The 7,544-nt window shown below is 71.4% G+C and carries 7 protein-coding genes; 3 read left to right on the top strand and 4 right to left on the bottom strand.

All coding sequences use genetic code 11. The features are described 5' to 3' along the window. The first annotated feature begins 611 nt into the window (after positions 1 to 611). The 3 genes from BLA60_RS36835 to BLA60_RS36845 all read left to right on the top strand — a co-directional run bounded on the left by BLA60_RS36835 (position 612) and on the right by BLA60_RS36845 (position 3,413). Positions 612 to 1,511 (top strand): bile acid:sodium symporter family protein, encoded by a 900-nt coding sequence (locus BLA60_RS36835; RefSeq protein WP_075137714.1) that lies wholly within the window; start codon positions 612 to 614, stop codon positions 1,509 to 1,511. Between the two features lie 61 nt (positions 1,512 to 1,572). Then, positions 1,573 to 2,751: a sensor histidine kinase gene (locus BLA60_RS36840; protein WP_075137715.1), complete on the top strand. Its 1,179-nt coding sequence runs from the start codon at positions 1,573 to 1,575 to the stop codon at positions 2,749 to 2,751. Positions 2,752 to 2,756: 5 nt separating this feature from the next. Next, the gene (locus BLA60_RS36845) at positions 2,757 to 3,413 is read left to right on the top strand and encodes a response regulator (RefSeq protein WP_281257513.1); all 657 of its coding nucleotides are present in this window, start codon (positions 2,757 to 2,759) and stop codon (positions 3,411 to 3,413) included. Here BLA60_RS36845 and BLA60_RS36850 read toward each other — a convergent pair. Genes BLA60_RS36850 through BLA60_RS36865 form a run of 4 tightly spaced genes read right to left on the bottom strand, consistent with a single transcriptional unit; the run spans position 3,380 to position 7,528 of the window. After that, the gene (locus BLA60_RS36850; RefSeq protein ID WP_075137717.1) at positions 3,380 to 4,312 is read right to left on the bottom strand and encodes a TauD/TfdA family dioxygenase; all 933 of its coding nucleotides are present in this window, start codon (positions 4,310 to 4,312) and stop codon (positions 3,380 to 3,382) included. The two genes, BLA60_RS36845 and BLA60_RS36850, sit on opposite strands and share 34 nt — an antisense overlap. Positions 4,313 to 4,323: 11 nt before the next feature. After that, on the bottom strand, positions 4,324 to 5,256 hold the full coding sequence (locus BLA60_RS36855) for a TauD/TfdA family dioxygenase (protein WP_075137718.1): 933 nt from the start codon (positions 5,254 to 5,256) through the stop codon (positions 4,324 to 4,326). Continuing rightward, positions 5,253 to 6,611, bottom strand: a complete 1,359-nt coding sequence (locus tag BLA60_RS36860; protein ID WP_084735888.1) for an MFS transporter — start codon at positions 6,609 to 6,611, stop codon at positions 5,253 to 5,255. The genes BLA60_RS36855 and BLA60_RS36860 overlap by 4 nt, the downstream gene beginning before the upstream one ends. Then, positions 6,608 to 7,528 (bottom strand): ornithine carbamoyltransferase, encoded by a 921-nt coding sequence (locus BLA60_RS36865; protein ID WP_075137719.1) that lies wholly within the window; start codon positions 7,526 to 7,528, stop codon positions 6,608 to 6,610. The genes BLA60_RS36860 and BLA60_RS36865 overlap by 4 nt, the downstream gene beginning before the upstream one ends. Positions 7,529 to 7,544 lie beyond the last annotated feature (16 nt).

A 7,544-nucleotide genomic window follows, 5' to 3' on the forward strand; every position in this document is an offset into this window, starting at 1 on the left:
AGGGTCAAGACAGCGCGGACCCGCCACAGGACCAGTCGGAGCAACGACACCAGGCAGCCCGGAGGTTAAAACTCAAGCTCACGCCTCAAGAGGCCCTGACATGGGCTGGGGTGGGGGCTGGGTTCGTGTTCACCTGTGGGCCTCTTGACCCGTGAGCCTCCGCCGCCCTGACGCAGGGCTCAGGGGCAGGGCTGGCGCCCTGCCCCACCATGGCCACCGACAACCCCAAAGCCCTCAACGCTCCCAGCACGCCAGGCCACGGCCACACCGAGGATGTTGCCGTCGGGATCAACGGTTGCGGTTCGCCACGCTGTGGCCGCGCCGAGGTTGGTGCTGTCGTGATCAGCGGTCTTGGCTCGCCAAGCCACAGCCGCGCCGAGGCTCGTTGCCGTCGCGACCAACGGCCCCGGTTCGCCAGCTGTGGCCGCGCCGACGAGTTCTGGGCGGGCGACGATCCGGACGCGCCGGGCGCCCGGCTGTTCGGAACGCCCTAGACCCCACAAAGCAGACCCCACGAAGCAGACCCCACGAACCTGGCAACGTGGAGGAAGCGGACGAGCCCACCCACGGCGGACACTGTTGGCCTCACCAGTGACGAAGGGCCACTCGCCATGGGACCGATCCTCACCGTCGCGCTGCCCGTTACGCTGGCGGTCGTCATGTTGGGCCTTGGGCTCGCGTTGACGACCGCCGACTTCACCCGCGTGCTCACCGCACCCAAGGCCGTGCTGCTGTCACTGGCCTGCCAACTCGTCGTCCTTCCCCTGCTGTGCTTCGGGATGGTCAAGCTCGTCGGTCTGTCGCCGGTGTTCGCGGTGGGGATGATGATCCTGGTCGCCTCCCCCGGCGGGACCACCGCCAACCTGTTCAGTCACCTCGCCAAGGGCGACGTCGCCCTGAACGTCACGTTGACGGCCATCAACTCCGTGGTCGCCGTGGTGACGTTGCCGTTGATCGTCGGGTTGTCGATGAGTCACTTCCTCGCCGACGACGCGAACATCGGACTGCAACCCGACAAGCTGGTTCAGGTGTTCGGCTACGTCCTCGTGCCGGTGGCCATCGGGATGTGGCTCAACCGCGCCTATCCGCGGTTCGCCGAGCGGATGCGGGGGCCGGTGAAGAAGACCTCCGTCATCGTGCTGGTGTTCATGTTGATCGGCACGGTGGTGCAGAACCGGGAGACGATCTTCTCCAACATCGACACCATCGGTGGGGTGGCGCTGGCGCTCACGATACTGAGCTTCACCATCGGGTACTGGGTGCCCAAGCTCGCCGGGGTGAACCGGCAGCAGGCGATCGCCTCGGCCATGGAGATCGGGGTGCACAACGCCGTGCTGGCCATGGCGGTCGCCGCCTCGGTGTTCGACAGCCTGGACATGGTCATCCCGTCGGCGGTGTACGGGACGCTGATGTTCGTGCCGGCGGGACTCGCGGCGTTGTACTTCGCCCGGCGTGAGGCGCGGATCGCCGCCGCCGAGCGGGAGCGGCCGGCCGAGGTCATACCGGGGTAGCACGCCGGGACTGGCTCCGTGGCGGGACGTGCGCGGCCCGCCACGGGCCTACCGTTGACCCGTGCTGGAAACCATGCGGGACAACGGCGTGACCGCGCGCGGCCTGGGGTACGGGGCGACCCTGGTCGCCCTGCTGGTGCTCGGGGTCGTCGACCTCGTGCAGGACCACCACACCGTCCCGGCGACCGCGATGGCGTTGAGCCTCGCCAGGGTGGTGCCGCTGCTGGGCTACCGGCGGGTGCCGCTCCTGGCGGCCCTGGGTGAGCTGTCGGCGGTCCTGGTCACCGCGGTGGTCACCGCCCCGAGCCCGGTGTTCGAGTTCCCGGGCTCCGTGTACATCCCGTGGCCGTGGATCATGACCAACACCTGCGCGGTGGCCATCCTGGCCGGGCTGATCGCCTCCCGGGGCGGCCAGCGGCTCTCGCTCATGATGGCCACCGCCTACGTCACGGTGGGACTGCTGCTGACCGTGTGGGCGGGACACGGCGCGTGGACCTCGATGACCTCCGCGGCGGTCGTCGTCGGGGTGGCGGTGTTCGTCGGCAACTACGTGCACGGCCGGGGCGCCATCGCGGTGGAGCTGGTGCGGGAACGCAAGGTCAGCGCCCAGGAGCGGGAGCTGCGTTCGGTCGTCGAGGAGCGGGGGCGGATCGCCAGGGAGCTGCACGACGTGGTCGCCCACCACCTGTCCATGATCACCGTGCAGGCCGAGACCGTCCGCTACCGGCACAGCGGGGTCCCCGACACCCTCGCCACCGAGTTCAGCGGGATCGCCGACCTCGCCCGCTCCTCGCTGGCCGAGCTGCGCGGGCTGCTCTCCGCCCTGCGCGACGACGGCGCCGACCCCCACCGCGCGCCCCAGCCGACCCTGGCCGACCTACCGGCGCTCGCCGACCGGGTCACCGCCGCCGGCACCCCGGTCGCCCTGAGCGTGCCGCCCGACGTCAGCGGCCTGCCCCAGGTCGTCGGCCTGGCCGCCTACCGGATCGTGCAGGAGGCGTTGAGCAACGTCGTGCGGCACGCCGGCGGCGCGAACACCCGGGCGGTGGTCACCCGCACGGCTGACGCGCTGGAGGTCGAGGTGACCAACGACCGCCCGCCCCGGCCCGCCGCCGGCGCCGAGGGCACCGGGCACGGCCTGGTCGGCCTGCGGGAACGCGCCATCCTGTTGGGCGGCACCTTCGCCACCGACCAGCCCGACGGCGGCTGGCGGGTCCGGGCGACCCTCCCGTTACGGTGACTCCGGTGGACGAGCCGATCAGCGTGGTCGTGGTCGACGACCAGGACATGGTGCGGGCCGGGTTCGCCGCGCTGCTGGACGCGCAGGACGACCTGACCGTCGTCGGTCAGGCCGCCGACGGGCAGGCCGCGCTGGAGGTGTGCGCGCGGACCGCGCCGGACGTGGTGCTGATGGACGTGCGGATGCCGGTCCTCGACGGTGTCGAGGCGACCAGACGGCTGGCCGGCGGACCCAGCCGGGTCCTCATGTTGACCACCTTCGACATCGACGAATACGTGTACACCGCGCTGCGGGCCGGCGCGTCCGGGTTCCTGCTCAAGGACGCCACCCCGGACGAACTGGTCAGCGCGGTCCGGGTGGTCGCGGCCGGCCAGTCGCTGCTGGCGCCGACGGTCACCCGCCGGCTGATCGAACACTTCACCCGCCAGCCCGCCCTGGCCGCCACCCCGCCGACGCTCGACGCGCTCACCCCGCGTGAACGCGAGGTGCTCGGCTGGGTGGCGCGGGGTGAGTCGAACACCGAGATCGCCGCCCGGCTCGTGCTGGCCGAGCAGACCGTCAAGACGCACGTCGGGCGGATCTTCCTCAAGCTCGGCATCCGCGACCGGGCGCAGGCCGTGATGGTCGCCTACGAGACCGGGCTGGTCTCGCCCGGCCGGTGAGCCTGCGCCATCGCCACGGCGATCCGGCGCGGACCGGTGAACGGCTCCCGGCCGTGCGCGGTCAGCATGTTGTCGATCACCAGGACGTCGTCGGTCTCGTAGTCGAACCGGGTGGTGGCGCCGCGGTAGCAGGACCGCAGGTGCGCCATGACCTCGGCGTCGATCTCGCCGCCGTCGCCGTAGAAGGTGTTGGTGGGCAACGAGTCCGCCGAGAACAGGCCGAGCAGGCCGTCGCGCAGCTCGGCGGCCAGCGTGGTCACGTGGAAGAACGTGACGTGGTTGAACCACACCCGCTCCCCGGAGTCCGGGTGGGTGTGCACGGCCGGGCGCACCGCCCGGGTGCGCAGCCCGCCGGGCAGCCACTCGACGGTGATGTCCTTGCCCTGGCAGTACTTCTCCACCTCGGCGCGGTCCTCGGTGCCGAACACGTGCTGCCAGCTCTGGCCGAAGTCGTCGTGGAAGTTGCGGACCACCATCCACCCCCGGCGCTCGAACTCGGCGCGCACGTCCGGGTCGACCAGCCGGTACACCTCGCGCACGTCGGCCAGCGGGGTGGCGCCGGCGGTCTCCGGGGGGCGCACGCAGTGGAAGTACAGCGTCCTGGGCCAGCTGGCCTGGTAGGAGTTCTCGTTGTGCAGGAAGATCTCCTCGTCGGGCGGGTAGTCCGTCGAGGTGTACACCTGCCCCTTGATGACACTGCGCGGCGAGGACTTCTCCGCGTAGGTCAGCGGCGGCCCGGACAGCGCCCGCACGACGCCCTCGAACCCGTCAACGCCACCGATGTCGAACCCGCGCAGCAGCAGCGCGCCCCGGGTGCCCAGGACCTTGCGCAGCTCGTCGCGCTCGGCCGCGATCCGGGCCAGCGGGTCGCCTTCTCCGTCGACCAGATAGGGAAACACGTCGTCGCTCCTCAGCCGGACATGGCGACCAGCACGCGGCGGTCACCGGTGTAGGGCCGGCGCCCGTGGGCGACCAGCACGTTGTCGATGACCAGTACGTCCCCGGGACGCCAGGCGACGTCCACGGCGGTGGACAGGCCCCGGTCGCGGATCTGGGTGATGTACTCCGGCGGGATCGGTGAGCCGTCGGCGAAGGTCACGTACTGGGGCAGCTCCTCGGGCTTCATCACCTCCGACATCACCCGCGCCACCTCGTCCTCCAGCCCGGCCGGATGCCACTGGTCGACCTGGTTGAACCACACCTCGGTGCCGGTGACCGGGTGGCGGGTGGTCGCCGGGCGGGTGTGGCTGACCCGCAGCCCGTCGGCCGTCCACTCGACAGTGGCGTCGCTGTCGGCGAGGAACCGCTCGACCTGCGCGCGGTCGTCGGTCTCGAACGTCTCCCGCCAGCTCTTGCCCAGCCCGGTGCCGTCGTGCAGCAGTTGCAGGTACCGCACGCCGCCGGCGAACGCGTCGCGCACCTCGGGGTCGAGGACCTCCAGCCATCGCTGGGCGTCCAGGACCGGGGTGGCGCCGCCGGTCTCGGCCGCGACCTGGCAGTAGAACATCAGCCGCGATGGCCAGGACGCGGCGTAGGACAGCTCGCCGTGCATGGAGATCGTGTAGCGCGACGGGTACTCGGTGGAGGTGTAGACGTTGTCGCCGACCTTGGTCCGGGGCGAGTTGCCGTGCACGTAGGACAGCCGGTTGGGCAGCAGCAGGTCCATCACCGTGTCCAGCTCGTCGGGGGTGACGGCGAAACCGCGCAGCAGCAACGCCTTCTCCCGGGCGAGCAGCGCGCCGAGGTCGGGCACCGAGTCGAGGTGGGCGACGAGTCCGGCGACGGTCGGCGCGTGGCCGGTGCTGTCCGGGCTGACCTCCAGCGGCTTCCAGGTGTCGTTCACGACGGGTCCTTTCTCTCCAGGTCGAAGGCCGCGCGTTCGGTGCGTTCGGCCTCGGCGGCCGCGCGGCCGGCGAAGCCGACGACGGCCAGCAGGGCGATGACGGCCATCGCGGCGCCGACGACGGCCATGGCGGCGGTGGTGCTCAACGCGTCCAGCAGCAGGCCGGCGGCCAGCGCGCCCAGCGAGTTGGCGCCGGAGGTGATCACGGTGGCGATGGACGCCGCCCGGGCCTGCATGTTCTCCGGGGTGGTCCTGACCTGGTAGACCATGCCGGCGACGTTGCCGACACCGGCCAGGAAGATGATCAGCGCGTAGACCAGCCCCAGCAACCAGGCGTTGGTGGTCAGGGCGATCAGCGGCATCAGCAGCGCCCAGCTGACGTTCACCGTCATGATCACCCGGCGGATGCCCAGCCAGCGCAGCGCGACGTTGCCGCACAGCGAGCCGAGCAGCCCGGCGACCGCGTTCGCACCCAGCAGCAGCCCCACCAGCTCGGGCGAGCCGCCGTTGTCCTTGACGATGACGATCAGGCCCAGGATCAGCACCTGGAACAGCACGTTGCTGGCGGTCAGCAGCGACAGCGCGCGCCGCAGGTACTTCTGTCCCCAGACGAACCGGAAGCCCTCGCCGATGCGCGAGCGCAGCGTCTCCCGCCCGGGTTTGCGTTCCCCGGCGGTCAGGTCACCGCGCACGAACAGCGAGCTGAGCAGGGCGACCAGGTGGGCGAGCGCCGCGAACCCGAACGGCGACCAGCGCAGGAACCCGAACAGTACGGTGCCCAGCGGCTGGCCGGCCAGGCTCGCCGCGCGGCCCCGGGACTCGTTGGCGGCGATCGCGGTCCCCAGTTGGGAGCGCGGCACCACGCGGAACACCGCCACCCGCTCGGCCAGCACGTAGATCGCGCCGAGGCTGGTGTCGACGAACGCGACGACCATCAGGTGCGGGATGGACACCACGCCCAGGGCGGCGGTGACCGCGACGCTGCCGATGCTGACCACCCGGCCGAGGTTGGCCCAGACCATGGTGCGGCGCCGGTCCCACCGGTCGACCCATGCGCCGGCCGGCAGCTGCACGACCAGCGCGGGCAGCAGCGCGGCGAACCCGACCAGGCCGGCGGCGGTGGCCGAGCCGGTCGACCAGTACACCAGCAGTGTGTAGCCGATGCCCGAGGCGCGGGAGCCGAGCGCGGACAGGCCGGATCCCAGCCACAGCAACAGGAAGTCCCGGTTGCGCCGCAGCGGCGTCTCGACCGGGGCCGGGGGTTGGTCGGCGGCGGTCCGGTCGGTCGCGGTCTGGTCGGTCGCGGTCTGGTCGGTCGCGGTCTGGTCGGTCGCGGTCTGGTCGGCGGCGGTCACCTCGGGCCGCCGTTGGCCCAGTCGAGCACCGCCATCGCGCTGTAGAGCTTGTTCTCCGCCTGGAAGAACGCGATGCTGGCCGGCCCGTCGAGCACCTCGGCGGCGACCTCCTCGCCCCGGTGGGCCGGCAGGTCGTGCATGAACACCGCGTTCGGGCTGCCCGCCCACAGCGACAGGTCCACCCGGAACGGGGTGAACACCGCGCGCCAGTCCTGGTCGGGCTTGACCGTGCCGGTGGTCTGCCAGCGGGTCGTGTAGACCACGTCGACGCCGGTGGGCAGATCGACCATGTCATGGCGTTCCTCGACGACCGCGCCGTACTTCTTGGCCCGGGCCATGGTCCGCTCGGCGATCTCGGCCGGCAGGCCGTAGCCGGGCGGGGTGCGCAGGAACAGCTCCACCCCGGTGAACCGGCTCAGGGCCAACGCCAGCGCGGTCGCGGTGTTGTTGCCCTCACCGACGTAGAGCACGCGCAGCGACTCGATCCGGCCGAAGTGGCGCAGCAGGGTGGTCAGGTCGGCCAGCGCCTGGGTCGGGTGTTCCTCGGTGCTCATGGCGTTCACCACGGCCATCGCCGACTGGCCGGCCCAGCCGCGCAGCAGCTCCGGTTCGCCCGGTGCCCGCGCGACCAGCAGGTCCAACATGGACGACAGCACCCGGCCGGTGTCGGCGACGGACTCACCGGTGTTGGTCTGCAGGTCCTCGGCGCCGTAGCTGACGACCGACGCGCCGAGGCGCTGGGCGCCGACGGAGAACGCGGTGCGGGTGCGGGTGGAGGTCTTGGTGAAGTAGATGCCGGCGACCCGGCCGGCCAGCGGCCGGCCGTGGCCCCCGTCGGCGAACAGCGCTCCCCGGCAGACCACGGAGAACAGCTCCTCGTCGGTGAGGTCGTCGATCGAGATGAGATGTCGTACCACGAGTGCTCTCCTGGAT

This window comes from Actinophytocola xinjiangensis, assembly GCF_001921215.1.
GTDB classification, from domain to species: domain Bacteria; phylum Actinomycetota; class Actinomycetes; order Mycobacteriales; family Pseudonocardiaceae; genus Actinophytocola; species Actinophytocola xinjiangensis.

What these genes read in the sequence shown, in the direction of transcription:
- BLA60_RS36835 (WP_075137714.1), top strand. Translation starts at nt 612, where the DNA reads ATGGGACCGATCCTCACCGTCGCGCTGCCCGTTACGCTGGCGGTCGTC.